The organism is Streptomyces sp. NPDC048825 (assembly GCF_043198355.1).
Classification (GTDB): Bacteria; Actinomycetota; Actinomycetes; order Streptomycetales; family Streptomycetaceae; genus Streptomyces; species Streptomyces xiangluensis.
This window is the reverse complement of the sequence record NZ_JBICUR010000010.1, coordinates 325,162-349,629: the sequence shown is the minus strand read 5'-3', so window position 1 is coordinate 349,629 and position 24,468 is coordinate 325,162. Positions and strand designations below refer to the sequence as shown.

Sequence of the window (24,468 nt, the reverse complement as noted above, 5' to 3'; positions counted from 1 at the left end):
TCACAACTCCCTTACGGACAGCAGGGGTTCGGCGACGTCCCAGCCGGCCACCGGTCCGTCCCGGCACACCAGCAGGGGACCGAGCTGGCAGTGCCCGCAGTGCCCGGTGGCACAGCGCATGTTGCGCTCCAGCGAGACCCGGATCCGCTCCTTGGGCACACCTCGGTCCGCGAGCTCGCGGGCGGTGGCGCGGATCATCGGCTCGGGGCCGCAGACGAAAGCCCAGGTGCCGGCGGGGTCGAAGGGGGCACGCCCCAGCAACTGGGTGACCACTCCGACGTCCCCTCGCCACTCCTTGTCGGGCCAGTCGACCATCACCCCGGTGTACGCCGTCGGCCAGCTCTCGATCTCCTCCCGGGCGATCAGATCACCGGGCGTACGTGCCCCGACGAGCACGCTGACCCGGCCGTACGCCTCCGGTTCGGCCAGCACGCTCAGGATCAGCGGCCGCAACGGAGCGAGCCCGATGCCGCCGGCGACCACCAGCACGTCCCGGCCGCGCGCCCGATCCAGCTCCCAGCTCGTGCCGTAAGGGCCGCGCAGGCCCAGGAGGTCGCCGACGCGGGCCGCGCACAGGCCGTCGGAGACTGCGCCCACGTTGCGGATCGTGTGGGCGAGGCCGCCCGTGGTCTGCACGGAGCTCACCGACAGGGGGATCTCGCCCCGGCCGAAGCAGTGCACCATCGCGAACTGCCCCGGCGCAAAGTCGTCCAGTGCTTCGGCGACCGGTTCGAGCCGCAGCGTGACCGACTCCTCGGTCTCCCGGCGCCGGTCGACCACGAGGTACGGAACCGGTACGGCGGTCATCGCACACCGCCCCTGGTGGAGGTGCCGTACAGGTCGACCAGCCGGGCGCGCGCGGCGTTCAGCCGATGGGACAGCACCCGACCGACCCAGCGGCCGACCGCTCGGCCGAACTCGGCGTCGTCGTCGCACATCAGGCGTACGGCGACGGCGTCGAACTCGTACGCCCGCACCGGCGTCTGCGCCCGGGCGCCCAGCTGCCAGACGTACGGCTCGAACAACCAGGACCAGCCCACGAGATCACCCTCGCCGAGGGTTTCGATGACGGGCGTGGGGTGACCGGGGACGTGCATGTCGAGGGCGACCGTGCCGTCGCGGACGATCCAGAAGCGGTCGGCGTGACCGCCCTCCTCGAACAGCCGGGCGCCCTGGCGGAAGCCGACCTCGCGGGCGACGCGCAGGAGTCGCTCCCGGTGCTCGGGAGGCAGCGCGTGCGGCATGCGCAGGGTGATCGAGGGGGTCATCGCTCCGTCTCCTTCTCCGTCTCGAGTTCGGCGTGCAGTGCGGCGACTTCCTCCGTGATGTCGATGCCGGCCGGGCACCAGGCGATGCACCGCCCACAGCCGACGCAGCCGGACGTGCCGAACTGGTCGTGCCAGGTGGACAGCTTGTGGGTGAGCCACTGCCGGTAGCGGGCACGCCCCGAGGAACGCACCGGGCCCTCGTGCAGATAGGAGAAGTCCAGGTCGAAGCAGGAGTCCCAGCGCTGCCACCGCTCGGTGTGGTCACCGGTGAGGTCGGTGACCTCCTCGGTAGTGGTGCAGAAGCACGTGGGGCACACCATCGTGCAGTTGCCGCAGGTCAGACAACGTGACGCGACGTCGTCCCAGCGCTCGGCCGCCAGGCTTGCGCCCAGCAGCGTGCGCAGGTCGACCGGGGGCAGCGCCCGGCCCATGCGGTCACGTGCCGCGTCCACCGAGGCCCGGGCGGTCGCGTCCGTGACCCTGTCGGCGGCCCGGTGCGGAACCTGCTCCAGCAGCCGGGCACCTTGCTCACTGCCCACTCGGACGAGGAACCGGTGCCCGCCCTCGTCCACCACCTCGGTGAGCGCCAGGTCGTACCCGGCGTCGGCCGCGGGGCCGCCGCCCGTCGACACGCAGAAGCAGGTCGCGCCCGGTTCGGTGCACTCGGCGGCGATGAGCAGCGCCCGCTTCCGGCGCTTGCCGTAGCCTCCGTCCGTGTGCCGCCCGCCGGTCAGGACGCGGTCCTGGACGGCGATGGCCCGCAGGTCGCAGGGGCGCACGCCGAGGAAGGCGTACGAGGGTGCCTCGGGTTCGTCGGCCGTGAAGGACAGGTCGCCCTCGGGTGTCCGGTCGGCGCTCCAGAGGCGCTCCCGCGCGGGGTGCAGGTAGGACTTCCAGGACTGCGGGCCCGCGCTGTGCGCGAAGGCGGCACCGTCCTCGCGGCGGACGAGACGGTAGCGCCCGGCGTCGAGCTCGACACCCCAGCCGTACGGCAGCTCGGCCGCCGAGGCCAGCTCGGCCAGCACGATCGCTCCGTCGCGGACCGTTGGCCCGACGACGGTGTGCCCGTCGGCCACCAGGGCCGCAACCAGGGCGTCGAGCCCGTCACGGTCCAGGACTGCAGGAGCTTCCGGGGCTTCGGTGCCGGTCATCGCGGTCCTCCTCGCCAAGGGGCTGCTCCGTCTCCCTCGCCTTAAGCGTGCAGCCGGGCCACGGCACATGGCAGGGGCCGTTCGGTCCCTCGACGGGCCCGGTCGGGCAAAGGCGAGGGGCGCATGACCGCCCCAGGGCCGAGTTGCCTCACGGCAGCGGCTCGCCCAGCTCGCCCTCGACCGCGCCGGCCATCGCCCGGAGCACGTCGAGTGTCCGCCGCGCCTCTGCCTCGTTCACCTCGGTGATCGCGAAGCCGACGTGCACGATGACGTACGTGCCCACGTCCGCGTCGGGGGTGCAGCTGAGGCAGACCTCGCGCCGTACACCGCCGAAGTCGACGGTGGCCATGCGAAGCCCGGCGTCTTCGTGGACTTCCAGGACCTGTCCCGGGATGCCCAGACACATGAGTGCTCACCTCTCCCCGGCCAGCCGCGCGGCCGCGACCGCCGCCTGGCCGTAGCTGATGCCACCGTCCCCGACCGGGACCTGGCTGCCGACCAGCACGCGCAGGCCCTGTGCGTGCAGCCGTCGCCGTACCTCGGTGAGCAGCAGCCGGTTGACGAAGCAGCCGCCGCCCAGGCACACCGTGCGCGGCGCGCCGTCCTCGACGGCCCGTGCGGCGAGTTCGGCGGTGACGATCGCGAGCGTCAGATGGAAGGCCGCGGCCAGCCGGGACACGGGCTCCCCGCCCAGTCGGCGTTCCAGCAGGTCCGTCAGGGTCGGCGCGGAGTCGTACACCCACAGGCCCTGCGCGCGGACGACGCGGTGGTCGAGTGGTACGGCGTGCTCGCGGCCCGCCGCCGCTTCGAGCAGCACGGCCGCCTCGCCCTCGTAGGTCACCTGGTCGGCAAGGCCGAGCAACGCGGCGACCGTGTCGAAGAGCCGCCCGGCGCTGGACGCCCGCGGGCAGTTGACGTCACGGGCCACCATGGCGCGTACGGCGGCGACCTCGCCGGCGTCGAGCCGGTCCGTGAAGGGCAGGGTCAGCCAGGGGTAGGGGCGCGGACTGCCCAGCTGCTCGCCGCCCAGCAGGTGCCCGAGGGCGGTGCGGGAGGGATGGCGTACCGCCGCGTCGCCGCCGGGCAGGGGCGCGGTCGCGAACCTGCCCACGCGGCGGTAGCCGCTCAGGTCGGCGACGAGGATCTCGCCGCCCCACAGGGTGCCGTCGTCGCCCAGCCCCAGCCCGTCGTACGCGACGCCGAGGAAGCGGCCCCGCACCCCGTGCTCGGCCGCGCAGGCGGCCACATGCGCGTGGTGGTGCTGCACCGGGATTCGGCGCAGCGGCTGCGCCTCGGCCCACTGAGTGGAGAGGTAGCCGGGGTGCAGATCGTGCGCGATCGCCACCGGTTCGATCCCGGTGAGGCGTTTGAGATCGGCGTACGACGTCCGGAACGCGTCGTACGTCGCCACGTCGGCCAGGTCGCCGGTGTGCGGTCCGAGATGCGCCCGCCCGTCGGCGGCCAGCGCGAAGGTGTGCTTGAGATGGGCGCCCGCCCCCGCGATCGGCTCGTGCACGTCGAGCGGCAGCGGGGCCGGCGCCAGGCCGCGCGCCCGGCGGACGGTGATCCGGGTCCGGCCGGCGAACTGCACCACGGAGTCGTCGTAGCGGGCCCGGATCGGCCGGTCGTGGGTGAGGAAGCCGTCGGCGACGGCGGCGAGCGCGCGGCGAGCGTCGGCGTCCTCGACGGCGATGGGCTCGTCGCTGAGGTTGCCGCTGGTGACCACCAGCGGGCGGGCCAGCTCGTCGAGCAACAGGTGGTGCAGGCCGGTGGTGGGCAGGAACAGGCCGACGCGGGACAGCCCGGGATGGACCCCGTCCACAAGAGGCGTCTCACCGCGTGACCGCAGCCGGGCGAGCAGGACGACGGGGCGCGCCGACGACGTCAGGGTCGCGTACTCCGCGCTGCCGATCCGCGCCAGCCGGGCCGCCGTGTCGACGTCCCCCACCATGACGGCGAACGGCTTCGTGGGGCGGTGCTTGCGGCGTCGCAGCTCGGCCACGGCCCGTGGATCACCCGCGTCGCACACCAACTGGTAGCCGCCGAGGCCCTTCAGCGCGACGATTCCGCCCTCGGCGACGGTCTTGACCGCCGCTCGCAGCGCTTCCCCACCGCGCAGTTCGTCCCATGCCAGGCGAGGACCGCAGGCGGGGCAGGCCACGGGCTCGGCGTGGAACCGCCGGTCGCCGGGATCGGCGTATTCGGCCGCGCAGTCGGCGCAGAGCGGGAAGCGCCGCATCGTCGTACGGATCCGGTCGTACGGAAGGTCTTCGATGATCGTGGCGCGCGGCCCGCAGTCGGTGCAGTTGATGAACGGGTAGCGGTGGCGCCGGTCGTGGGGGTTACGCAGCTCGTGCAGGCAGGCGTCGCAGATCGCCGCGTCCGGAGGGATCTCGCGCGGCACCGTGCCCGTGTGACCGGGCGCGCTGTGCCACACATGGAAGCCCGCTGCGGACATCGACTCCTGTGTACCGCGCGTCAGGTGGATCCCGCGTACCCGGGCGAGAATCGGAGCGTCGGCGCGCAGACGCGCCGCGAAGTCCTCAATGACCTCCGGCGGTCCCGCGACCTCGCCCTCCACGTGCCCGTTCACATTGGCCACCCAGCCGTCCAGGCCGAGCGCGGACGCCGTGCGGTACACGAAGGGCCGGAAGCCGACTCCCTGGACGATCCCGTCCACCTGGAAGCGTCGCACGGTCATGGCAGCCTCCGCGCCGGTGCGCCGCGATGGCGCGCGATCTCGTCCTCGACCGAACCGGCGAGCGGTTCGACGACGGCCGCGACAGCGGGGGAGAGCCCGGTGCCGAGCGAACCGTCGGCGCCCTCCGCCGCGTAGACCACCAGCCGGGACGGAAGACGCCCCAGGACACGCGCAAGTTCGACGGCCTCCCCGAGGCCCAGCCCGTGCGAGCTGGTGGTCGGTGGCTGCTCCAGGCGCTCGGCGTCGAGTTCGATGCGGTGCACACGGCCGGGGCGTCCGGGGTGCGCGTGCGCGGCGTCCACGACGACCGCGAGAGCGGCGTCCTCCCACAGGCCGATCAGCCGACCCGGGTCGCCGTCGCAGGTGGCGAGCACCGTGCCGGGCGGCAGCGGCCGGTCCTCGGCCCGCTCCCGCAGCCGGGCCACCACGGCCCAGCCGACGCCGTCGTCGCGCCGGAATTCGTTTCCGACGCCGATGACGGCGATCCGCGTGTGCGTCGTCATGTATCTCACCGTGCGCTGCCACGAGTGCGGTCCACAGGGGCCGAACGACCCATGGCGAGGGCCGATCCTCCCTTTCGGGTCAGGGTCTGGCGGTCCGGTCGGTGCACAGACCCAGGCCGGCTCGCCAGGGCCGCTGTGAGCACGCCCGCGTCGAGCAGGGTGCCGAGGGACAGCCAGGGGCTGAACCACAGGGCCTTGAGGAGCAGGCCGGCGGATGCCGCGATGACCGCTGGGGTCGTTCCGCCGTTGCTGTCCGTCACGGTGGCGGCGCCCGCGCGGCAGAGCACCGTATGCGCAGTACGCGACCTGCCAACTCAACGGTCACCAAGCAAGCCGGGTGACGTCGGCTGCGGTCCGGCAACGCCCTGAAGGGGCCCGGGGCTGTATCGATTTGCGGCTCCGCCGCGTGGGCGCGACCAGCCACGATGGTGCCGCAGAGGGCCGACGGCACATCGTGGCACTTCCAGCGGAGCGCTCAGCGGTAGTGCCGGTGGTCGTCGTGGTCGCCGATGTAGTGCCTCTCGTCGATGACAACCTCCCGCTCACCTGGGCGCCGGACCATGCCCGGCGTGGCCATGAACGTGATCAGCCCGAGGACTCCGGCGGCCATCAGGACGAAGCCGACGACGAACGAGCTGTAGCCGAACACCAGGCACGCGCCCAGCACGGCCGCGCCGATCAGGATGAGCGGAACCATGGCTGCCTCCTGCGCCAGGCCCGGGTTGTCCCGGACGACAGAGCCTCCGAGGCGGACACCACCCGTGTGCCGTCCGCCGGTTTTCTCAGTCGGCTCTTCGCCTCCAGCTTCGGACGTCCGCGTGGGCGCGCCCAGAGGCCGAACGGTTCCCCGAGGAGGGCCGGACGTCCTTCCGCGAGGATTGGCTCGGCTTCCGCAGCTCGGTCGTGAACACGGGTAGCGACGGCACGATGGTGACGGACCACTTGGCGCGCGCCGCGGCAGTCTCCTCTCCATCTTCGGGTTCAAGTGCTGTGACAGCACAGCGGCTCGGTCGCTCCGGGGAGCCGTACGCAGTCGACCGCGCTTCAGGTGGTCGCGCGCAGGGAGAGGGCCCTCCAGGCTCAACCCGCCCCTCAACAGCCTTGAGTTGAGGGCGCCTTGCGCGGGACCGCGAACGGTGGCCCTCGCCCGGCTCCTGGCGGACGAGCCGGGAACAGGGCCCGACCGGGTCCCGTACGGGGCCGATGGGCCCACGCAGGCACGGCTCCCCATACGGGACTTTGGAAATGCCAAAGGACAAGGAGAGAGACAGAGGAGGGAGACAGATGAGCGGCATGATGGAGCGGCTGCCGGGCTGGCCGGCACTGCCCGACCTGTTCGGCTGGGTCGAGTCGGGGTTCCCCGGAGGGCACCTGGTTCCGGGAATGCACGGCATCCGTATCGAAGAGCACCTCGCGGATGAGAAGTACGTGCTGCGGGCCGAACTCCCGGGCATCGACCCCTCCAAGGACGTCGAGATCACCGTCACGGAAAGCGTCCTCACCCTGCGGGCCGAGCGCGGCGAGGAGGCCACGCAGAATCACCGGACCGAATTCCGCTACGGAGTCTTCGCCCGCTCCGTTCGGCTCCCGGCCGGAGCCAAGGGTGACGAAGCGACAGCTGAGTACAAGGACGGTGTCCTGACCATCACGGTCCCGGTGCCGGAGGCGAAGGCGGGCACCAGGAGCATCCCTGTGCGGCACGGCTGAGGGCAGGCTCGTGCCGAGCCGCTGCGAGTGCGCAGCCGGGAGAGCGTGTCGGCTGCGCACACGCCTGTCGATCTCCGTGCGCCGGGATGCGACCGGTGTGCGCGGCGGGATGGAGCGAGAGGCCCTCGGCTTGATGACGCGGCCGCGCCGCGGGGCTGGAGGCATACAGGGGAGGGAGACGGACGACGGCCGTCTCCTGTCTCCGCCACCACCCGCTTCGTAGCGGTCATCGCCGCCGGCGACCGGCTACGGCCGACGCGGTGCGGACGTGCGGGATGCGGAGCGTGGTTGGCACGGACAACCCGTCGGCGCTGCCACACCAGACCTTCCTTCAGTCCGTCGTCCCCGATGCGCCCCTTGAAGACGCGCTCCAGGAGAGGCGGTACGCGCGGTACGAGCGGTGTGCTCACTGCTCCAGCTCGATGCCGATTTCGGGTGTTTCGTGAAGCGTGTTGTGGATGGTGCAGTGGGAAGCGACGGCGAGCATGGCCGCGTGGCGTTGGGGTGAGAGCGCGGGAGGCGGCACGAGGACGAGGCGTATGGAGGCGACGCGGGCGGGGCGGTCGGTGGCCATGGTGAACTCTGTACGGACCCCGAGCCCGGTGCTGTTCAGGCCGTGGCGCTGGAGGTAGCGGCCCGCGTAGAAGGCGACGCAGGTGGCCAGGGACGCGGCGAACAGTTCGACGGGCGTGGGTGCAGTGTCCTTCCCGCCGGCCTCCACAGGCTGGTCGACCAGGAGTTGGTGACCGCGGACGTTCACCGCGTACGCGTCGCCGAAGACGTGGGTGACCTCGAGCCGGTGCACGTCCGCTTCCGGTTCCGTAGGCCGCGGGGTGGTGGCGATCTCCGGTGCTGTGCGGGTCATGGCGGGCCCTCCTTCGTACGTCGACAGCTGCCGGACTCCAGTGGAACGCGAACGGCGCGGGACGGGGAGTGGCCGAACGGGTTGGCGGGAGGGCCGGTCGGCCCGGCGGGGACAGTTCCGGCGGTATACCCCCATGGGTAAGCGGCCAGGGACCATCGGCCCCTGCCCACGCCCCAACTCCCGCACGACAGTGGAGGTATGAGCAAACACATCGTGGTTCTCGGAAGCGGCACCGCCGGCACGCTTACGGCCAACCGGCTGCGGCGGATGTACGACGAGCGCAAGTGCCGGATCACGGTTGTCGACCAAGACGACGACCACGTCTACCAGCCCGGGCTGCTGTTCGTGCCCTTCGGGCTTGCACAGCCCCACGGACTGGTCCGGTCCCGGCCGCGCCAGCTCCATGACGGCATCGACTACCGGAGGGCCCGGATCGACCGGGTGGACCTGGACGCCGACACCGTGCACTTTGCTGTCGGCGGTTGGCTGACCTACGACGTCCTCATCGTGGCGACCGGAGCCACGCTGCTGCCGGAGGAGACCGAAGGGCTGACCGGCCCCGGCTGGGGCGAGAAGGTGTTCACCTTCTACGACCTGCCCGGTGCGATTGACCTGCACCACGCGCTGGAGCACTTCGACGGCGGTCGCGTGGTGGTGAACGTGGCCGATCTTCCCGTCAAATGCCCCGTCGCGCCCCTGGAGTTCGCCTTCCTCGCCGACTGGTACTTCCAGCGGTGCGGTATCCGCGACCGGGTCGAGCTGACGTACGTCACACCGCTGGACGGCGCCTTCACCAAGCCAGTCGCCGCAAGGGCGCTGAGCGGTCTGCTGGCGGACAAGGGCATCAAGCTGGTCACCGAGTTCACGCTCGGCGAGGTCGACGGCACGGGCGGACGGCTGGTGTCGTACGACGAGCGCGAGGTGGCGTTCGACCTGGCCGTCGTCGTGCCGCTGCACGGCGGTGCCGCCTACGTCGGCCGCTCACCGGGCCTGGGTGACGAACTCGGCTTCGTTCCCGTCGACCCGCACACCCTCCAACATCCGGACCGGGCCAACGTGTTCGCCATCGGTGACGCGGCCGGTCTGCCCGCGTCCAAGGCCGGTTCGGTGGCCCACTTCGAGGGCGAGGTGCTGGTGCACAACATCGGCCGCTTCCTCGCCGGGCAGCCGCTGGACGCCTCCTACGACGGACACACCAACTGCTTCGTCGAAACCGGCTTCCACAAGGCCCTGCTCATCGACTTCAACTACGAGACCGAGCCGCTACCCGGGCACTTCCCGGCAGCCGTCGGCCTGCCGCTGCTGAAGGAGTCGCACGCCAACCATCTCGGGAAGCTCGCCTTCGAGTGGCTGTACTGGCACAACCTGCTGCCCGGCCGGGAGCTGCCCGGCATCGGCTCGGCGATGCCCGAGCACGGCAAGAACCACGTCCACGTCTGAGCCGAGGAGAATCGTCATGCCCACTGCTACCTACGACGACACCGCCGTCCCGGTCGACGACGAGGGCTTCTTCACCGAGCCCGACCGGTGGACCGAGGCCATGGCCGGGCAACTGGCCCGCGAGCAGGGGATCGAGGACCTGACCGAGCGGCACTGGACGGTCATTCGCTTCATGCGCTCCGAGTACACCGCCAAGGGCACCGGTCCCACCGTGCGGGTGCTCGGCAAGACCTCCGGCGTGAGCGTCAAGGAGCTCTACCAGCTCTTCCCCAAGGGCCCGGCGAAGACCGCCGCGAAGATCGCCGGAATCCCCAAGCCTCGCGGCTGCATCTGACGTGGCCGCCGCATTCGAAGGAGTACCTGTCATGGCCGCCACCGGCACGATCGAGAAGGTGTCGATCATCGTCTCCAAGGGGTCCATGGAAGGGATCTACCCGGCCCTGATCATGGCCAACGGCGCCCGCGCCGAGGGCATCGACGCCGACCTGTTCTTCACCTTCTTCGGCCTCGACGCCATCACGAAGAAGCGCTGGGAGCACATCAAGCTGGCCACCGTCGGCAACCCCGGCCTGCACCTGCCCACCCTGCTGGGCGGCATGCCGGGCGTCCCGGGCCTGGTCACCCGGTACATGGAACGCAAGATGGAGAAGCTCGACATCCCGCCCGTTCCCGAGTTCATCGAGATGATCTCCGACACCGGTGCAGGTATCTACGCCTGCAAGGCATCGGTGGACCTCTTCGAACTCGACAAGGACGACCTCATCGAGCAGGTCCAGGGCATCATCACGGTCGGCGAGTTCTACGACATCGCCACCGGCGGTCAGATCATCTACACATGAGGGGCGCGTGACGGGCGACGGCCGCCTGAACGCGGTACGCCGCGAGTCGGCGGTGGCCGACAGTCCCGGATGCGGAGTCGCGCGAACCGGGACCGGGGAGTCGCGGAAGCCAGGGCCCGCGCCGCGCGCACGCGTGCCCCCTGCACCGCGGCAGTGGTGAAGGCGAACTCCAGCAGAGGGACACCCTCGCGGCCGCGGGCGCCGGAGCCACCTGGGGCCTGGGCAAGGCGTGGGCACGCCTGCCGTTCGTCAGCCGCAGACTCCGTTGGTCACCTCAACAGGCGGACCAGCGCCCATCCGGTGACGGCAGCGACCGTGCCCGCCATCAGCAACCCGGCGAGTACGCCGATGCCCGCGATCAGCAAGGGAGACTGGCCCGGGTGCCACAACGGCATGGTCACTGTGAAGAAGACGGCCAGTCCGGCCAGCCAGGCTGCCGCGGTGGCCGGAATCCACTTCCAGGCGCCGGTGACGTGCCGGTGCAGCACCCACCACTGCGCGGTGCCCAGGCTGAGCAGCACAAGCACCCCGTCGACGGCTGCCAGGCCGGCCACAGCGGGCGAGAAGCCGACCCGCGGAGCCACGAGTGAGGGCAGCAGCCCCAGCATCCAGGCGAAGCCGGCGGCCGCCCCCGTGGCGGTCACCCAGCGGCGCGGCCGCAGATCGGGCAGCACCTGGGCGAGCACATGGGCCTGAGCCGCGCCCAGCAGTGCTCCCTCTGCCGTCCCCGCTGCCACCAGCATCGGCCAGGCGATCGCAGTGGAGGCGTCGCTGACGATGGCCCCTGCGGCCGCCGGAACGCAGAAGCCCGCAGCCTCGCCCAGCGTCGTCCATCGCCACCACCGCCCCCACAGTCGCAGCCCGGCCGGCGATGACGGTTCGCCGACAGGGCGGCCTGAGGGCTCGGGCTCCGCGCTTGGTACACCGTCGGGCGCCAAGGTGACCACAATCAGGGGATCATCCGTGCTGATCGGAACGTGTGGATGTCGCCGACCATAAGTCCGTTCCGCTGCGATACGGCCGGGATGACCAGCTGGCGTCAGGCGGCCGATGCCTTCGTAGGTCACCCCGTCAACCAGAACACCGACCTGATGGGGCTGGGTGAAGTTCCGCCACCACCGTTTGTGGGCAGAGCGACCCGCGAGCACCACGAGCTTATCGTCTTCGCGCGCGTACCGCACAGGAAGTGTCACAGGGCGCCCGGTACGACGCCCCGGGAAAGCCAGCGCACATAGGCCGGGAGGTGCCACCTGCCACCGCGATCGCAGCAGCGCCAGGACGATGCGGTTCACCCACCCGGTTCGGCGTACCGCTTTGGCTGAGGCAGTCGCCGGTCTGTTCCCTGCAACCATGCCTCAAGAGTCTCTGCGGTTGCGCCGTTCGCCCAGGGCCGTTTGTCCCCGACGGGCGGCCGAACGGTATCGGCCTCAAGGGCAGCCATACGGTCGAGTGGGGTAGGTGCCGGACTTTCTTCGCCACCCAGGCACGAGTCGCCAGCCACGCGGGAGGTGTGATCCGGGCTACCCGGCGGTGACGGCGATCCGCGCCGACGTCGTTCAGTCGGCATCGCAGCTGATTCCGTCGCCGTCGGCGTCGAGACGGTGTGGGTCACCGGGGCCGACCCAGACGGGGCCGGACAGGTCGGAGCAGACCACATCGGGGACACCTGCAGGAGGACCTTCGGGCAAGTCCCGGGCGTGTCAGGGGAGTAGCGGGAGTTTCCGGCGCCCCTTCGCAGGCGGCCCAGAGGCCGGCGCCGGCTTGTGGGCAGTGTCCGCGGCGCGGGAGACTTTGGTGCGGGCGAGGGACTCGTTGACGAAGACGCCCTGCTCGTTGCACACGTACAGCAGGTAGCGGTCATAGCGGTCATAGCGGTCGGTGAGGTCCGCGTCACGTTCGATGCGTGCGGTGCTGCCCGGCGGCAGTGGCGCCGTGGTGCGGGCGGTCGCGTCGTCGGCGAAGCAGCCGCCTTGTTCCGGGGCGTCGATCTCGAGGAGCCGAACGCGGGCCACGGTGCCGTCCGGGACGACTTGGCCGTCGTCGCGCACCTCGATGGTGTCACCGTCGATGACGCGGAGCACCACCGCGCCTGATCGTGGTGTCGGTGTCGTGGGGTCGTCCTGCGGTTCCGTCGGTTGTGGTGAGCTGGTGGGCGGCGGTATCGGAGAGGCCATGCCGGGTGCCGGATCGGAGGTGGACTGCCGGTCTTCCCTCAGGCCCCCAGGCCACCGAGGCCAAGGAGGAGACCGAGAAGGACCAGAACTGCGGTGATCCACGGGTGCTTGAGGCGTCTGGGGCGCTGGGGACGGCGCCGCCAGGGCTGACGACGCTGGGCGTCCGGGGCGGGAGGAGGCGCGGGGCTCATGTCGCCCTGCAGGGGCGCGTGTCTGTGCTCTTCCAGTACGTCACCGTCCCCACCAGACCGCCTGCTACTTCGTTGCGCGCAACGACAGCGGTTGGCACAAAGTCGTCTGGCAAGGTGTGCTGTGGTCAGGCGCCGGAGGGCTCGTCGGCGTCGGTGAGCCGGATGCCGGTGATCAGGTCGGGGTGGATGCGGACCGCGTAGTCCATGGTCTGCTTCACCCAGGGGTGGAGCAGCGCCTGGTAGCGGGCCAGTTCGTGCGGATCGGTCACCAGGTGGGCGTAACCGATGATCACCACGCTCCAGCCGACGTGTGTGTCCGGGTCGATGTCGTCGGCCTCGTACGCGACGACGACGCCCGGGCTGTCGGCCTGACGGGTGTGCGAGGTCAGGGCCGTGCCCTCGTGCGTGCGGATGACGATGTCACCATTGTCCAGGATGTGATTGACGGGGCGGACGGTCGGTAGCGCATGCCGGGTGAAGACGATCCTCCCCAGGGACACGCTGCCCAGCAGCCGCAGGGCTTCGTCGCTGTCGAGCTCGACGCTCTGGCGAGGCCCGGCCGGGACTGCCTGGGCGTTGTCGGTCATGGCGAAGTTCCGTACGGATGGTTCGTTGCTCACTGCTGTGTGTCTCCGGCCGACGCAGGGATGCCGTCACACGGCCTTCCGCCGCGTTCACGGCCCGTGCGCCGGTACGGCATGTACGTCGTCCTTTCGAGACGTGGGCGGCGTCCTGCCCGCGGCACCCGGCTCAAGCGCGGGCTGCGGGCAGGCCCGATCGGATCAGTCAAACAACGCCGGACTCACGCACGCCAGGGCCGAACGGCCCTGGCGTGCGTCCGGTCGGCCCTACGCGCCGGGGGTGTTCACACGGCCGTAGTAGGCGGTGCGCATGATCTCTTGCATGTCGTCGAGCATGGGCATCCGCGGGTTCGCGGGTGCGCACTGGTCCTCGTAGGCATTGACGGCCTGCCTGGGGCAGGGCGTCCTTCGTATGCTTCCGCGAGCTCCGGGGCGACAGTGTGGATGACCGCGCTGTGGCCCTGGCCGTGGAAGGCGACCATGTCGGCGGCCAGGTCGAAGCCCTGGCCGCCGACAACGCGCCGTCGAGGTCACCGCTCCGGGAGCCAGTGATGGGCGATCCGGTGCGAGGGGTGTTGCTCGGGCGGGTGGGTGTCGTCGATGCGGAAGGTGAGGCTTTTCATCACTCCCACGACGCCGTCCACCTTCCAGACCAGCTGGACCACCAGCGGGATGTCGCTGCGGTGCTCCAGACGGCCTTCCAGCGTGGCCACGCCGTCGCGGACGGAGACGATCACGGTGTAGTGCGGCAGGCACATGGCGCGGGTCAGGACCTCGTCGATGATCTCCCGGCGGATCTCCTCGTCGGTGCGCAGGAAGACCCGCATCAGGTCGCGGCGGGTGGCGATGCCGATGAGGCGGTCCTCCTCGTCGACCACGGGCAGCCGTTCGACGTGGTGACGCTCCATCACCCGGGCCGCGTCCGCGACGCGTTGCTCCGGGTGCGCCGTGATCGCGGGCGTCGACATCAGCTGCCCTGCAGTCGTGGCGCGGACTTCGACGGCCCTGGGCCGCGCCCTGCCGCGCAGGGCGGGGAGTCGGAAGCGGCGTCCCGGGGCCCGTTCGGCCTGAGCCGCCTGTCGGCGCATCAGGTCGGTCTCGGAGATCACGCCCACGACCTTGTCGTCGGTGTCCACCACCGGCAGGCCGCTGATCCGATGCTGGTGCAGCAGTCGGGCCACATCTTTGAACGGCGTCTCCCGGCGGGCGCCGATGACCTCGCTGGTCATCACCTCGCCGACCTTGCACGTCTTCATGGCTGTCTCCTCCTCTCCTTCACCGCTTCAAGCAGAGCGCGACAGGTCTGTGGTGCGTACGGCGTCCGCAGGCCCAACCGGACACCGCCGGGTGCCGTGCCGCTTCGGTGTGCGCCGGGGGGCCGAGCGGCCGGTTCGGCCGTTTCCGTCCCTTCGGACTGTCCCGGGTAGCCGGCCCTCCGATGCTCCTTCAGCCTCGCGTGCAACGGATTGAGGGGGCAGGGGCCGACCGGCCCGGACTCCCGGGTCGAACCGTCCTCTCATCGACCGGTGTTGGCAGGATCGACGGGCCAGCCAGACACGCCTCAGACCCGAAGAGCGGGGTGGCCGGCTCACGTGGCTGTGGCACCCGAGGCGGCGGTGAGAGGTGCGGGTGTCAGTCGGCGAACGGTCAGCGCTTCTGCCCTGCTCACGTCCGCCGAGGATGGTGAGACTTCCGGGATGTGCCAGGGCGGGCAGGAAGGCGATCAGATGTCCGTCTCCAACGATGCAGGAGGCCGCAGAGGGGCCGTGGAGCCCGGGGAAAGGGCCCGTCCGGCCCCTGCGCACCGCTCGGTGTTCGTACCAGGCTTGATGACGGACACACGGACACACGGACAGACGCACAACGAGGAGGCACGGGTCATGGATCGACACGTTGTCGCAGGGATCGAAGCTTCCCCCGAGAGCCGCGCTGCCGCGCACTGGGCGGCCCGGGAAGCACTGCGCCGCGGAGCCGCGCTGCGGCTCGTGCACGCCTGGCAGTTGCACGCACGTCCCGCCGCCAACGTGCCCTTGGACATGACCGAGCGAAGCTGGGCACGGCAGATCCTCGCGGAGGCGTTGGACAGCGTCCGCGCCGCGCACCCCGGGCTGCAAGTCGTCGACCAGCAGGTGAAGGGCTCACCGGTCACCGCCCTGCTGGAAGCGGCGGAACGGGCCGAGCTGATGGTGCTCGGGTCCCGGGGGCTCAGCGGTTTCGCAGGCTTCCTGCTCGGCTCGGTGTCCGCGCGGGTCGTCGCCAGGTCGTCGCGCCCCGTGGTTCTGGTCCGCGCGGGTGAGAACGTCGCTGATGAACACTTCCCGGTCCCCGGCGGTGTCTCTCCGGACGAGATCCCCGAGATTCCGTACCGCGATGTCGTCCTCGGCCTCGACACCGGCCAACCCTGCGACGATCTTCTCGAGTTCGCTTTCGAGGCCGCTCAACGCCGTGGCGCAGCGCTGCGCGTGATCCACACCTTCACGGTCCCGCCGGGATACGCCACCGCCGACCGGGTCGTCCCGCCGCCGGGCCCGGAGCTGCTCGCGGAGCACGAACACGCCGTGGTCGCGACGCTGCGTCCGTGGTGCGAGAAGTTCCCCGAAGTTGCCGTCACCGAGACCGTCGTCGAGGGCCGGGCGGCCACCGAACTGACCCGCGCCGCTACCGGAGCTGCCCTTGTCGTCGTGGGACGCCGGTTGCGGGACATCCGTCTCGGCGGTCATGCCGGACCGGTCACCCACGCGGTGCTGCACCATGCCGGCTGCCCCGTCGCTGTCGTCCCGCACGTCTGAGCCAGTGCCCGAAACCGGAATCCGTCCACCTCGCGGAGGAACCATGGGGTGATACCCCCGTATCCGGTCGCATCCGATGCGAGAGCCGTTGGCGCACGCGACCGGCCCTGGTGGTCCGGTGGATCACCCTCAAACGCCTCGTGTACCACTAACTGCGGCGAAGTCGAGGAACGTCGAGGTGATGTCATGGACATCCTGGTGGGCTACGCGACCGCGCACGGCTCGACGCGCGAGATTGCCGAACGACTGGCCACCAAGCTGGGCGAGGCAGGACTCAAAGCCGAGGCGCGGTCCATGGAGACGGTGGACGACGCCGACGCGTACAACGCGTTCGTCCTGGGCAGCGCCGTCCACGGACAGACCTGGCTGGATCCGGCCAAGGACTTCGTACGTGAAAATCGCGACGTACTGGGCTCCCGCCCGGTATGGATCTTCAGCGTCGGCATGCCAGGCGCGCTGCGCGGACCCTGGAGGCGCATGGCGGACAAGGAGATCCCGGTGATCGCCGAGAGTCTGCCCGGTGACCTGTCGTACCGGGACCATCGGCTGTTCTCCGGTGTCGTCGCACCGGTCCAGCTACCCGTCACCGGACGCATCCTGTTCCGCCTGTTGGGCGGCCGGTTCGGCGATTACCGCGACTGGGACGCCATCGACGCCTGGGCCTCCGGGATCGCCGACGAGCTGGCTCGCGGATGAGAGGCAGGACGGAGACAGACGGACAGGGCCCGCCCAATTGCGCCAGGGCCCTACGCCTGGTCCTCGTCGTCCGTGCGCAGCAACTCGGCGTCCCCACGATCCAGCGGCCGTCCTGGATGCGCTCGTGTGTGCCCCGGCCACGGAGGTGATGGCCGGTGGTGCCGGGCCCATGCCGCCCGCTTCGACGATGCCGGTCCACGTCATGTCCCGGCAGAAGCGGGCCAGCACCTCCATCTCCGGCCCTGCGACGATCGGCTTGGGATCCTGTCAAGGTCGGCGAACATGGCCGTGTCCCCTCACGTGCGGACGGAAGTGCGGTGCCCCGCGACCTTCGACGCCGCTCCCGCCGGATCTGACTGCCTGCGGACGCGACGGCGCAGGAGTCGAGCGGCCAGCGCGTCGAACGATGCGGTGAGGACGCATGTCAATCCGATCGCCGCAACCAGCAGAACGGCGAACCGCTCCCAGCCAACTCCGATACGGATTCCGGCACATGGGCCAACCGGCCCCGGGCGGAGGCCGCGAGTGGTCCCTGTGCCGGGCCGTCCGGCCCGTGACCGTTTCCTCATCGCCGTGCGGCGGACCACGTTCGAGGCTCTCCACACCGACTGGGCGACTCGCCGAGGAGCCGACGAGCGCGCCCCGTCACCGGACGAGCACGCGCTCCCCGGAGCGCGGTACGACGGCGGCCCAGCCCAGGGCCCGGTCGATACGGTCACGCAGCGCGTCGGCCGCGTCGGGCTCGCCGTGTACCAGGTAGGTGGTGTGCGGGGCGGGGGCGCCGCGAAGCCAGTCGATGATCTGGGTGGCGTCGGCGTGGGCCGAGAAGTGCGGTACGTCGGCGACCTGCGCACGCACCGGGACGTACTCACCGAACATCTTGAGCGCTTTGGCCCCGTCGACCAGGTCCCGGGCACGCGTTCCCTGAGCGGCGAAGCCCACCACGACGACGGCGTTGCGCGGGTCGGGCAGCAGACGCTGGAGGTGGTGCAGGACGCGGCCCCCGGTGGCCATGCCCGACGCCGAGACGATGATGGCAGGTCCGCCCGCGCGGCTGATGTCGACGGACTCCTGGATCGATCGCACGGCGAGGAACGGCTCGGGACTCAGCGCGGCCGTGCCCGCCGCCGTCACCTCCGGGCGCAACTCGGGGTCCCGGGTGAGGATGGCGTCCCGGTAGACGTCGAGCGCGGCGAGGGCCATCGGGCTGTCGACGTACACGGGAACGGTTGCCGGGATGAGGCCCGCGCGGCGGAGTTCGGCGAGTTCGTGCAGGACGACCTCGGTGCGGTCGAGGGCGAAGGCCGGGATGACGACGGTTCCGCCGCGCGCGAGGGTACGGGTCAGTACGTCGGCGAAGTGTGTCCGCCCCGCCTCATCTTCGTGGCGACGGTTGCCGTACGTCGATTCCATGAGCAGCACGTCCGCTCCGGAGAACGGCTCCGGAGGGCGCAGCAGCGGATGGCCGGGGCGGCCCAGGTCACCGCTGACGGCCAGCGTGTGTCCGTCCTCGAAGGTCAGCCGGGCCCAGGCCGATCCGAGGATGTGGCCGGCGGGATGCAGCGTGAGCCTGGTTCCGGCGGCGATGTCGGTTGGTGTGCAGGTCGGTATCGGGTCGACGAGTTTGAGGGCGCGGTCAACGTCTGAGTCGTCGTACAGCGGCTGTGCGGGCCGGTGTTTGGACCAACCGTGCTCGTTGGCGTGCCGGGCGGTCTCTGTCTGCAGCTTGGCACTGTCCCGCAGCACGATCTCCATGAGGCGGGCGCTGGACTCCGTCGTCACGATCCGTCCCCGGAAGCCGTGACGGACGAGTCGGGGCAGATATCCGCAGTGGTCGAGGTGGGCGTGGGTGACGACCACCGCCCCGATGTCCGTGGCGTCGCAGGGCAATGCGCGCCAGTTGCGCTTGCGCAGGTCGGCGAGGCCTTGGAAGAGCCCGCAGTCGACGAGTACGCGGGCGTGGTCGCTCTCGACGAGGAACTTGCTGCCGGTGACCGTTCCTACGCCGCCCAGGAACGTGAGCAATGCGGGCCGGGGGTGCGTTTCCGGCCGAACCGTCGGGCTAGGTACCACAGCGGTCATGACGTCGGTCTCCTCGAAGTTGGGGCCGAACGGCCTTGGTGGTTCCCCAGCTTGCGAGGACATGGGTGCCGTGCCATGGGCCGATGGGTCCACGGGCCGGGTCTGGGTGGCCTTTCCTGCTCGGACGGGTATCTCTGGCGGGTTCCCGGCCGTGCCGAAGGGGTCTACAGCGGTCGTGCTTCGTGCCGCACGCCGACAGGGCCGACCGGCCCACGGGCGGGGACGTCGAGGACCTGCCGCGCCGGCAGGCGCCGTTCGAACCTGAGGGTGTAACGCGCAGTCAGGTACAGAGCCCCCGCTCCGTGTCGGATTCTTCGATGCACCGCTGAGGGGTCGTCAGGGAGAGGAAGAATCATGGCGTCCGTCACCTTCCGGGAACAGCAGGTGTTCCTCATGGACGAGCCGCTGTCCAACCTCGACGCGAAGCTGCGGGTCCAGACCCGCGCACAGATCGCCTCGCTGCAACCGCGCCTCGGCACTACCACGGTCTACGTCACCCACGACCAGGTCGAGGCTCTGACCATGGGGGACCGCGTGGCCGTCATGAAGTACGGCGTGCTGCAGCAGGTAGGTACACCAAGTGCCCGTCGCACACCGCAGGGAGGTTTCACAGCCGCGTGAGGGCGATGGACCGGGTCACGCGGCCGGTGAGGGCGATGGACCGGTCACGCGCCGGTGAGGGCGATTGCAATGAGTACGGCGTCGATGCCGCACACGTCGTGGATGGTGCGGCCCGGCGAGCCCAGCGGTTGCGGCCCGTTCGGCCCCGGATCGGACCTGAAAGGCCCAGGCCCGTCGCGTGCGCCGGGAGGAGAGTGATCGGGCAGCGACCTGACGCGTGAGGAGGGCCGCGACGTGAGCGCCTCGGTATCCCGAGAAGACACTTCCAGCCGACCGCACCCGCCGCGGGTGTCCGCGGTCCGCCGTGATCCCGAGGGCTCGTGGCTGACGCGCCTGTACCGGCGCACGGTGCCCGCACGCCTCAGACGGGCCGTCGTGGCCCGTACGACTCCGCGGGCACGCGCCCGCGTCAAGCAGCACTTCGCACGGCTGCCGTCCGCGCGCCTGATGATGGGCCGGGTGCGCGCGGCCTGGCTGGTGCGCCGCCATTCCGGCCTGCTCGCAGAGCCGGACCGGGAGGTGCAGCTGGTGCGCGGCGCGCCCAAAATGGTCCTCGTACACCCTGGTATCTCGCCGCTGACGGCACGCAGCGCCAACGCGGCAGCGGTCCGCGCGGCCTTCGACGAGGCGGGACTCGACTACTTCTGCGTCCGCGGGCTCAGCAACACCGCCGCGGTCGTCGCCCTCGCCGCCCAGGACCGGGCCGCGGCCCACCGCGCTCTGGAGCGGGCCTGCCGTAACCGGCCCGGTTACGTCTGTGCCGTCGACGGCCACTGGCGCGAGCGGCGCACGACCCGGCCGGGGTTTTGCCGCGGCACCTGGCGGCGGCTCGCACGGGCGGACGTACTCCGGGTGACCTGGTACTACGGCGATCCGCGCGGGCAGTTGACGCTCGGCCCCAAGTACGGCTGCGACGTCGAGTTCTGGACGGCGGACGAGGAGACGGGGGACCTGCTGCTGGCGCCACGCCCGAACCGGATGGCCGAGCAGGTACCGCGCACCGACGCCCCGGTGTCGGCCTCCGACTCCCTGTTCACCGCGTTGGCCCCCGCCGACCGCCCGCTGCCCCAGGTGCGCACCCGCAAGGAGTTCGCCCGGCCGGGCTGCGAGGACGTCCGGTTCCCCGTGGACGTCGTGTACACCTGGGTCGACGGACGCGACCCGGAGTGGCTGCGGCGCCGTGCGGCCTGTGTGGGGCAGGCGTACCACGAGGAGGCGGCGAACGCGGCGCGGTACCTCAGCCGCGACGAACTGCGCTACTCACTTCGCTCACTGAGCCAGTACGCCCCCTGGGTGCGCAGGATCTACCTGGTCACCGACGAGCAGGTGCCGCCCTGGCTGGACACCGGCGTGCCCGGTCTGCACGTCATCAGCCACAAGGAGATCTTCAGCGACCCGAGCCTGCTCCCGACGTTCAACTCCCACGCCATCGAGAGCCAGCTACACCACATTGACGGCCTGTCCGAACACTTCCTGTACTTCAACGACGACGTCTTTCTGGGCCGGCCCGTCGTCCCCCAGGACTTCTTCCTCCCCAACGGGCTGACCAAGTTCTTCCCGTCAAAGGTGCTCATCCCGCCGGGTGAACCGACCGCGGAGGACGTGCCGATCGCGGCGGCGGGCAAGAACAACCGCGCCCTCATCGAGGCTGCCTTCGGCACGGTCATCAGCCACAAGATGAAGCACACGCCGCACGCGCTGCGGCGCAGCGTTCTGGACGAGATGGAGGCGAGGTTTCCGGCACAGCACCACGCCACTGCCAGTCATCGCTTCCGCAGCCTCGACGACGTGTCCTTCGTCTCGTCGCTGCACCACTACTACGCCTTCCACACCGCCCGCGCCGTTCCCGCCCACATGCGCTACGCCTACCTCGACGTGGCCCACCCCGCACTCTCCACCCGCCTCGCGGCCTTGCTGGCCCGCCGGGACAGGCAGGCGTTCTGCCTGAACGACACGGTCTCCGCCGAGCAGGAGCTCGACGCCCAGCAAGCCTTGCTGACCGCTTTCCTGGAGGCGTACTTCCCCGTCCCCAGTCCCTACGAGCTCGACCCGGTCCGCCGAATGCGGCAATGACCGGCCGGCGGACAGGCCATGACAGCGGTGTCCGAGCAGGTGCATATGTGTTTCCCCGGCGGATGTCCCCTGACCATGGGCATCCTCGACTCGCCGCCGGCACCGGTATGCGGGCGCCATCAACCACGCCTCAGGGTGGTCACGACGCGGCGGCGCAGTCGGCGTTGAAGGGGCCCACGATCTGGTCGCCCGCGCACTGGTGGGTGTGCGGTAGGGCGTCGGCTGCGGGCTGATGGCGCCGCTGGGGCACGGTGACCGTCCGGCCCGCGCCCGCCTCGAGGCTCAGCTGATAGCGGCCCGCGCAGGCGGACTCGCATACCCCTGCAGGGGGAGAATCCTCAGAGGCAAGTCGTGCGTGGCGGTTCGGGCGGGGGACGTGCCCGCATGGGTACGAATCCCGCGGGCACGCGGCCGACGACCCACGTACGGCCGCTGCCTTGGAGAGGCCGTCCCCCTGGCGCGGTCGCCGTTCCGGCAGGGGACGGTGGAACCCCTCGCGGATGCCGAATTCGGCGCCGTGCCTGATTCAAGGATTACTCGGTGGTAGCAGACACCAGAGAGGCGTCCGGCCCAACTTGGGGGACAGTGAGAGTCTTGCGCTCCATGTTCCGCGGTGTCTGCGCGAGCGGGCCGAGGAAGGCGAGGCCGGCTGCGTGTCACGGTCGGAACGGCGCCCGAGCTCCCGGCCACGCGCCAGGCATCCGGCGCAGGTGACCAGGGAGAGGCACAGGGCTCCTTACCCCTCGCCCACCGGTACCCGCCACACCAGCCGTGCGCCGCCGCCGGGAGGGCTGGCCACCTCCAGCGTGCCGCCCAACTGCTCAGCCCGGTCGGCCATGTTGCGCAGGCCGCTGCGGCGACCCTCGGACGGGATACCGACGCCGTTGTCGGAGACGGTGAGGCGCAGCTCGTCGCCGTCGGTCTCCACTACGATCTCGGCCCGGTCGGAGTGTGCGTGCCGGGCGATGTTGGTCAGGGCCTCGGTGAGGACGGCCATCACGTGGTCGGCGGTCTCACTGGGGACCTGCGTGTCCAGCAACCCATCCATGCGCAGGCTGGGCGCGAAACCCAGCACTGGGGCGGCCTCCCCGGCCGCTCGGACGATCCGGGCTCGCAGGCCCGGTGCCACGGCGTCCTCACGCGAGCGCAGCCCGAAGATCGTCGACCTGATGATCTTGATGGTCTCGTCCAGGTCGTCCACGGCCTGGAGCACCCGCTCCGAGGCCTGCGGGTGCTCGATGAAGCGCCCCGCGCTCTGCAGTGTCATGCCGGTGGCGAACAGCCGCTGGATCGCCAGGTCGTGGAGGTCGCGGGCGATCCGGTCACGGTCCTGCAGGAGCGCGATCTTTTCGGCGTCTCTGCGGTGTTCCGCCAGTTCCATTGCGACCGCGGCTTGGGCGGCGAAGCCCTGCAGCGGCTCGGTCTCCTTCTCGGTGAACACCGTCTGATCCGCCGCGCGGACCAACAGGACCACGCCTCGTACGCCGTCTATGCTGCTGATGGGCACGGCCACGGCCGGGCCGAGGCCGGTGAAGCGTGGCGGACCCGACGAGACCCGCCCCCCGCCTCCGGCCGGGGGCGCCCCGCTCTCGCTGCGCTCGTCGTGGGAGACGTTTGGGCTGGTTATCGGGGCGGCGTCGGAGAAGGCCCGGCCGATCAGGCTGTCGTCGAGGGGCAGGACCAGCCCGCGGTGCGCCTCGGCTCCCTGTCCGATGGCCAGCTCCACCGTGAGCGAGTCCGTGGCCTCCATCGGCACGGCGACCACCGCGAGGGCGGCGCCCGTGATCTCCCTTGCCCGTTCAGCGATCAGCCCGAGCACCTCGCTGCGTTCGCTGCCGGACATCAGGCTGTGGGTGATCTCCGCGCTCGCCTGAAGCCAGCGCTCACGCAGCCGGGACTCCTCGTAGAGTCGGGCGTTGTCGATCGCCACGCCAGCCGCCACGGCCAGGGTCGACAGCACCGACTCGTCGTCTTCATCGAACTGCGCCCCACCCCGTTTCTCGGTCAGATACAGATTGCCGAAGACCTGATCCCGCACCCGGATCGGGACGCCGAGGAAGGTGTTCATCGGCGGGTGGTGAGGCGGGAAGCCGTGCGAGGAAGAATGCTCGGAAATCTTTGGCAACCGCAGCGGCTCAGGGTGCCGGATCAGCTCCCCGAGGATGCCATGGCCCTCGGGGAAGGGACCGATCCGGGCGATGTGCTCCTCCCTGACCCCGACCGTGAGGAATTCCGACAGTCGCTTGCCGCCCGGTCCGATCACGCCCAGGGCGGCGTACTCCGCGTCCACCAGCACGGCTGCTGCCTGCACGATGCTGCGCAGCGCCTGCTCGAGATCCAGCTCGCGGCCGACCGAGAGCACGGCCTCCAGCAGGCTGTGCACGTGGTCACGGGTACCGCGGGCCGCGTCCAGGCGCGCCTGAAGCTCCTCCAGCAACTCGTCCAGCCTCAGCTGGGGCAGCCGTACGCGGGCCTCCCCGCTTCCTATGGGGCTTCCCACCGGCGATCCTCCAGGTCCCCTCGGCATACCCGCCGCCGACCGATCCGGTCACGTGCCACCGTATCGGTCCACGTCAAGCGGCGGTACGGGATCAGGGCAGCGGCTTGGGGGCACGGCGGTCGGCTTCGTGGGAAGCGAGCGAAGCGGGCGGCGGCGCTTTGGTGAGGTCGAGGAGCCGGTTGATGAGGCCTCACTCGTATCGGCGACGGCGTCGCGGGAGACGATCGGGGCGTCGGACCCCCGAGGAATTGCTGCGCTTCAACGGCCCGTCAGCGGTCCCCCGGAAC

The 24,468-nt window shown here is 70.7% G+C and carries 22 protein-coding genes and 2 pseudogenes; 8 read left to right on the top strand and 16 right to left on the bottom strand.

The genetic code is table 11. The features are described 5' to 3' along the window. The 8 genes from ACGFNK_RS25205 to ACGFNK_RS25170 all read right to left on the bottom strand — a co-directional run bounded on the left by ACGFNK_RS25205 (window position 1) and on the right by ACGFNK_RS25170 (window position 6,320). Window positions 1-807, bottom strand: coding sequence for an FAD/NAD(P)-binding protein (locus tag ACGFNK_RS25205; protein ID WP_393419390.1), 807 nt, complete (start codon window positions 805-807; stop codon window positions 1-3). Continuing rightward, entirely contained in the window at window positions 804-1,268 is a 465-nt protein-coding gene (locus ACGFNK_RS25200) for a Crp/Fnr family transcriptional regulator (protein ID WP_393419388.1), read from the bottom strand. Before ACGFNK_RS25200 ends, ACGFNK_RS25205 begins: the two co-directional genes overlap by 4 nt. Beyond that, on the bottom strand, window positions 1,265-2,419 hold the full coding sequence (locus ACGFNK_RS25195; RefSeq protein WP_393419386.1) for a 4Fe-4S dicluster domain-containing protein: 1,155 nt from the start codon (window positions 2,417-2,419) through the stop codon (window positions 1,265-1,267). The genes ACGFNK_RS25200 and ACGFNK_RS25195 overlap by 4 nt, the downstream gene beginning before the upstream one ends. Window positions 2,420-2,567: 148 nt before the next feature. Next, window positions 2,568-2,825, bottom strand: a complete 258-nt coding sequence (locus ACGFNK_RS25190) for a HypC/HybG/HupF family hydrogenase formation chaperone (RefSeq protein ID WP_393419384.1) — start codon at window positions 2,823-2,825, stop codon at window positions 2,568-2,570. Between the two features lie 6 nt (window positions 2,826-2,831). After that, the gene (gene hypF, locus ACGFNK_RS25185) at window positions 2,832-5,120 is read right to left on the bottom strand and encodes a carbamoyltransferase HypF (RefSeq protein ID WP_393419382.1); all 2,289 of its coding nucleotides are present in this window, start codon (window positions 5,118-5,120) and stop codon (window positions 2,832-2,834) included. Further along, window positions 5,117-5,623, bottom strand: a complete 507-nt coding sequence (locus tag ACGFNK_RS25180) for a hydrogenase maturation protease (protein ID WP_165341448.1) — start codon at window positions 5,621-5,623, stop codon at window positions 5,117-5,119. Before ACGFNK_RS25180 ends, hypF begins: the two co-directional genes overlap by 4 nt. A gap of 5 nt (window positions 5,624-5,628) precedes the next feature. Then, window positions 5,629-5,883, bottom strand: coding sequence for a hypothetical protein (locus ACGFNK_RS25175; protein ID WP_393419380.1), 255 nt, complete (start codon window positions 5,881-5,883; stop codon window positions 5,629-5,631). Between the two features lie 215 nt (window positions 5,884-6,098). Further along, on the bottom strand, window positions 6,099-6,320 hold the full coding sequence (locus ACGFNK_RS25170; RefSeq protein WP_393419379.1) for a hypothetical protein: 222 nt from the start codon (window positions 6,318-6,320) through the stop codon (window positions 6,099-6,101). A gap of 587 nt (window positions 6,321-6,907) precedes the next feature. Here ACGFNK_RS25170 and ACGFNK_RS25165 point away from each other — a divergent pair. After that, complete coding sequence (locus ACGFNK_RS25165) at window positions 6,908-7,330, top strand: Hsp20/alpha crystallin family protein (RefSeq protein WP_165341446.1); 423 nt, start codon at window positions 6,908-6,910, stop codon at window positions 7,328-7,330. A gap of 406 nt (window positions 7,331-7,736) precedes the next feature. Here ACGFNK_RS25165 and ACGFNK_RS25160 read toward each other — a convergent pair whose 3' ends face one another. Continuing rightward, window positions 7,737-8,195 carry an OsmC family protein gene (locus ACGFNK_RS25160; RefSeq protein ID WP_393419377.1) on the bottom strand — a complete coding sequence of 153 codons (459 nt, stop codon included), beginning with the start codon at window positions 8,193-8,195 and terminating at the stop codon, window positions 7,737-7,739. A gap of 198 nt (window positions 8,196-8,393) precedes the next feature. Here ACGFNK_RS25160 and ACGFNK_RS25155 point away from each other — a divergent pair, with 198 nt between their 5' ends. Genes ACGFNK_RS25155 through ACGFNK_RS25145 form a run of 3 tightly spaced genes read left to right on the top strand, consistent with a single transcriptional unit; the run spans window position 8,394 to window position 10,474 of the window. Beyond that, a complete protein-coding gene (locus tag ACGFNK_RS25155) occupies window positions 8,394-9,635 on the top strand; it encodes an NAD(P)/FAD-dependent oxidoreductase (protein ID WP_393419375.1) in 1,242 nt (413 codons plus the stop codon). A gap of 16 nt (window positions 9,636-9,651) precedes the next feature. Continuing rightward, window positions 9,652-9,969 carry a TusE/DsrC/DsvC family sulfur relay protein gene (locus ACGFNK_RS25150; RefSeq protein WP_165341443.1) on the top strand — a complete coding sequence of 106 codons (318 nt, stop codon included), beginning with the start codon at window positions 9,652-9,654 and terminating at the stop codon, window positions 9,967-9,969. 31 nt (window positions 9,970-10,000) lie between these two features. Continuing rightward, window positions 10,001-10,474, top strand: a complete 474-nt coding sequence (locus ACGFNK_RS25145; protein WP_393419373.1) for a DsrE/DsrF/DrsH-like family protein — start codon at window positions 10,001-10,003, stop codon at window positions 10,472-10,474. Window positions 10,475-10,743: 269 nt separating this feature from the next. Here the strand turns inward: ACGFNK_RS25145 and ACGFNK_RS25140 are convergent, their stop codons facing one another. From ACGFNK_RS25140 to ACGFNK_RS25120, 5 genes and pseudogenes are all read right to left on the bottom strand, one after another. After that, window positions 10,744-11,412, bottom strand: a complete 669-nt coding sequence (locus ACGFNK_RS25140) for a hypothetical protein (protein ID WP_393419430.1) — start codon at window positions 11,410-11,412, stop codon at window positions 10,744-10,746. A 108-nt stretch (window positions 11,413-11,520) separates the two neighbouring features. After that, window positions 11,521-11,826: pseudogene (locus tag ACGFNK_RS25135) on the bottom strand (nitroreductase/quinone reductase family protein); the annotation flags it as partial. A 348-nt stretch (window positions 11,827-12,174) separates the two neighbouring features. Further along, a complete protein-coding gene (locus tag ACGFNK_RS25130; RefSeq protein ID WP_393419371.1) occupies window positions 12,175-12,558 on the bottom strand; it encodes a thermonuclease family protein in 384 nt (127 codons plus the stop codon). Window positions 12,559-12,964: 406 nt separating this feature from the next. Continuing rightward, a complete protein-coding gene (locus tag ACGFNK_RS25125; protein ID WP_393419426.1) occupies window positions 12,965-13,426 on the bottom strand; it encodes a pyridoxamine 5'-phosphate oxidase family protein in 462 nt (153 codons plus the stop codon). Between the two features lie 524 nt (window positions 13,427-13,950). Next, the gene (locus ACGFNK_RS25120; protein ID WP_393419369.1) at window positions 13,951-14,676 is read right to left on the bottom strand and encodes a CBS domain-containing protein; all 726 of its coding nucleotides are present in this window, start codon (window positions 14,674-14,676) and stop codon (window positions 13,951-13,953) included. A gap of 624 nt (window positions 14,677-15,300) precedes the next feature. Here ACGFNK_RS25120 and ACGFNK_RS25115 point away from each other — a divergent pair. Both ACGFNK_RS25115 and ACGFNK_RS25110 read left to right on the top strand, forming a co-directional pair. After that, complete coding sequence (locus ACGFNK_RS25115; protein ID WP_393419367.1) at window positions 15,301-16,209, top strand: universal stress protein; 909 nt, start codon at window positions 15,301-15,303, stop codon at window positions 16,207-16,209. A gap of 186 nt (window positions 16,210-16,395) precedes the next feature. Then, entirely contained in the window at window positions 16,396-16,905 is a 510-nt protein-coding gene (locus ACGFNK_RS25110; protein ID WP_393419365.1) for a flavodoxin domain-containing protein, read from the top strand. Window positions 16,906-17,550: 645 nt separating this feature from the next. On the opposite strand, the gene ACGFNK_RS25105 is transcribed toward ACGFNK_RS25110, so the two are convergent. Continuing rightward, window positions 17,551-18,987, bottom strand: a complete 1,437-nt coding sequence (locus tag ACGFNK_RS25105) for an MBL fold metallo-hydrolase RNA specificity domain-containing protein (RefSeq protein WP_393419363.1) — start codon at window positions 18,985-18,987, stop codon at window positions 17,551-17,553. Window positions 18,988-19,359: 372 nt separating this feature from the next. On the opposite strand from ACGFNK_RS25105, the pseudogene ACGFNK_RS25100 reads away from it, so the two are divergent. Beyond that, window positions 19,360-19,566: pseudogene (locus ACGFNK_RS25100) on the top strand (sugar ABC transporter ATP-binding protein); the annotation flags it as partial. Window positions 19,567-19,896: 330 nt separating this feature from the next. Then, window positions 19,897-21,681: a stealth family protein gene (locus ACGFNK_RS25095; RefSeq protein ID WP_393419424.1), complete on the top strand. Its 1,785-nt coding sequence runs from the start codon at window positions 19,897-19,899 to the stop codon at window positions 21,679-21,681. Window positions 21,682-22,417: 736 nt separating this feature from the next. Here ACGFNK_RS25095 and ACGFNK_RS25090 read toward each other — a convergent pair. Next, window positions 22,418-24,208 (bottom strand): GAF domain-containing protein, encoded by a 1,791-nt coding sequence (locus ACGFNK_RS25090; RefSeq protein WP_393419361.1) that lies wholly within the window; start codon window positions 24,206-24,208, stop codon window positions 22,418-22,420. Window positions 24,209-24,468 lie beyond the last annotated feature (260 nt).

Excerpts from the sequence above, each read along its gene's own strand:
- ACGFNK_RS25090 (WP_393419361.1), bottom strand. The coding sequence starts at position 24,208 with ATGCCGAGGGGACCTGGAGGATCGCCGGTGGGAAGCCCCATAGGAAGC.
- ACGFNK_RS25180 (WP_165341448.1), bottom strand. The coding sequence starts at position 5,623 with ATGACGACGCACACGCGGATCGCCGTCATCGGCGTCGGAAACGAATTC.
- ACGFNK_RS25170 (WP_393419379.1), bottom strand. The coding sequence starts at position 6,320 with ATGGTTCCGCTCATCCTGATCGGCGCGGCCGTGCTGGGCGCGTGCCTG.
- ACGFNK_RS25125 (WP_393419426.1), bottom strand. The coding sequence starts at position 13,426 with ATGACCGACAACGCCCAGGCAGTCCCGGCCGGGCCTCGCCAGAGCGTC.
- ACGFNK_RS25115 (WP_393419367.1), top strand. The coding sequence starts at position 15,301 with ATGGATCGACACGTTGTCGCAGGGATCGAAGCTTCCCCCGAGAGCCGC.
- ACGFNK_RS25155 (WP_393419375.1), top strand. The coding sequence starts at position 8,394 with ATGAGCAAACACATCGTGGTTCTCGGAAGCGGCACCGCCGGCACGCTT.
- ACGFNK_RS25200 (WP_393419388.1), bottom strand. The coding sequence starts at position 1,268 with ATGACCCCCTCGATCACCCTGCGCATGCCGCACGCGCTGCCTCCCGAG.
- ACGFNK_RS25150 (WP_165341443.1), top strand. The coding sequence starts at position 9,652 with ATGCCCACTGCTACCTACGACGACACCGCCGTCCCGGTCGACGACGAG.
- ACGFNK_RS25195 (WP_393419386.1), bottom strand. The coding sequence starts at position 2,419 with ATGACCGGCACCGAAGCCCCGGAAGCTCCTGCAGTCCTGGACCGTGAC.
- ACGFNK_RS25110 (WP_393419365.1), top strand. The coding sequence starts at position 16,396 with ATGGACATCCTGGTGGGCTACGCGACCGCGCACGGCTCGACGCGCGAG.
- ACGFNK_RS25120 (WP_393419369.1), bottom strand. The coding sequence starts at position 14,676 with ATGAAGACGTGCAAGGTCGGCGAGGTGATGACCAGCGAGGTCATCGGC.
- ACGFNK_RS25105 (WP_393419363.1), bottom strand. The coding sequence starts at position 18,987 with ATGACCGCTGTGGTACCTAGCCCGACGGTTCGGCCGGAAACGCACCCC.
- ACGFNK_RS25165 (WP_165341446.1), top strand. The coding sequence starts at position 6,908 with ATGAGCGGCATGATGGAGCGGCTGCCGGGCTGGCCGGCACTGCCCGAC.
- ACGFNK_RS25145 (WP_393419373.1), top strand. The coding sequence starts at position 10,001 with ATGGCCGCCACCGGCACGATCGAGAAGGTGTCGATCATCGTCTCCAAG.
- ACGFNK_RS25160 (WP_393419377.1), bottom strand. The coding sequence starts at position 8,195 with ATGACCCGCACAGCACCGGAGATCGCCACCACCCCGCGGCCTACGGAA.
- hypF (WP_393419382.1), bottom strand. The coding sequence starts at position 5,120 with ATGACCGTGCGACGCTTCCAGGTGGACGGGATCGTCCAGGGAGTCGGC.
- ACGFNK_RS25205 (WP_393419390.1), bottom strand. The coding sequence starts at position 807 with ATGACCGCCGTACCGGTTCCGTACCTCGTGGTCGACCGGCGCCGGGAG.
- ACGFNK_RS25190 (WP_393419384.1), bottom strand. The coding sequence starts at position 2,825 with ATGTGTCTGGGCATCCCGGGACAGGTCCTGGAAGTCCACGAAGACGCC.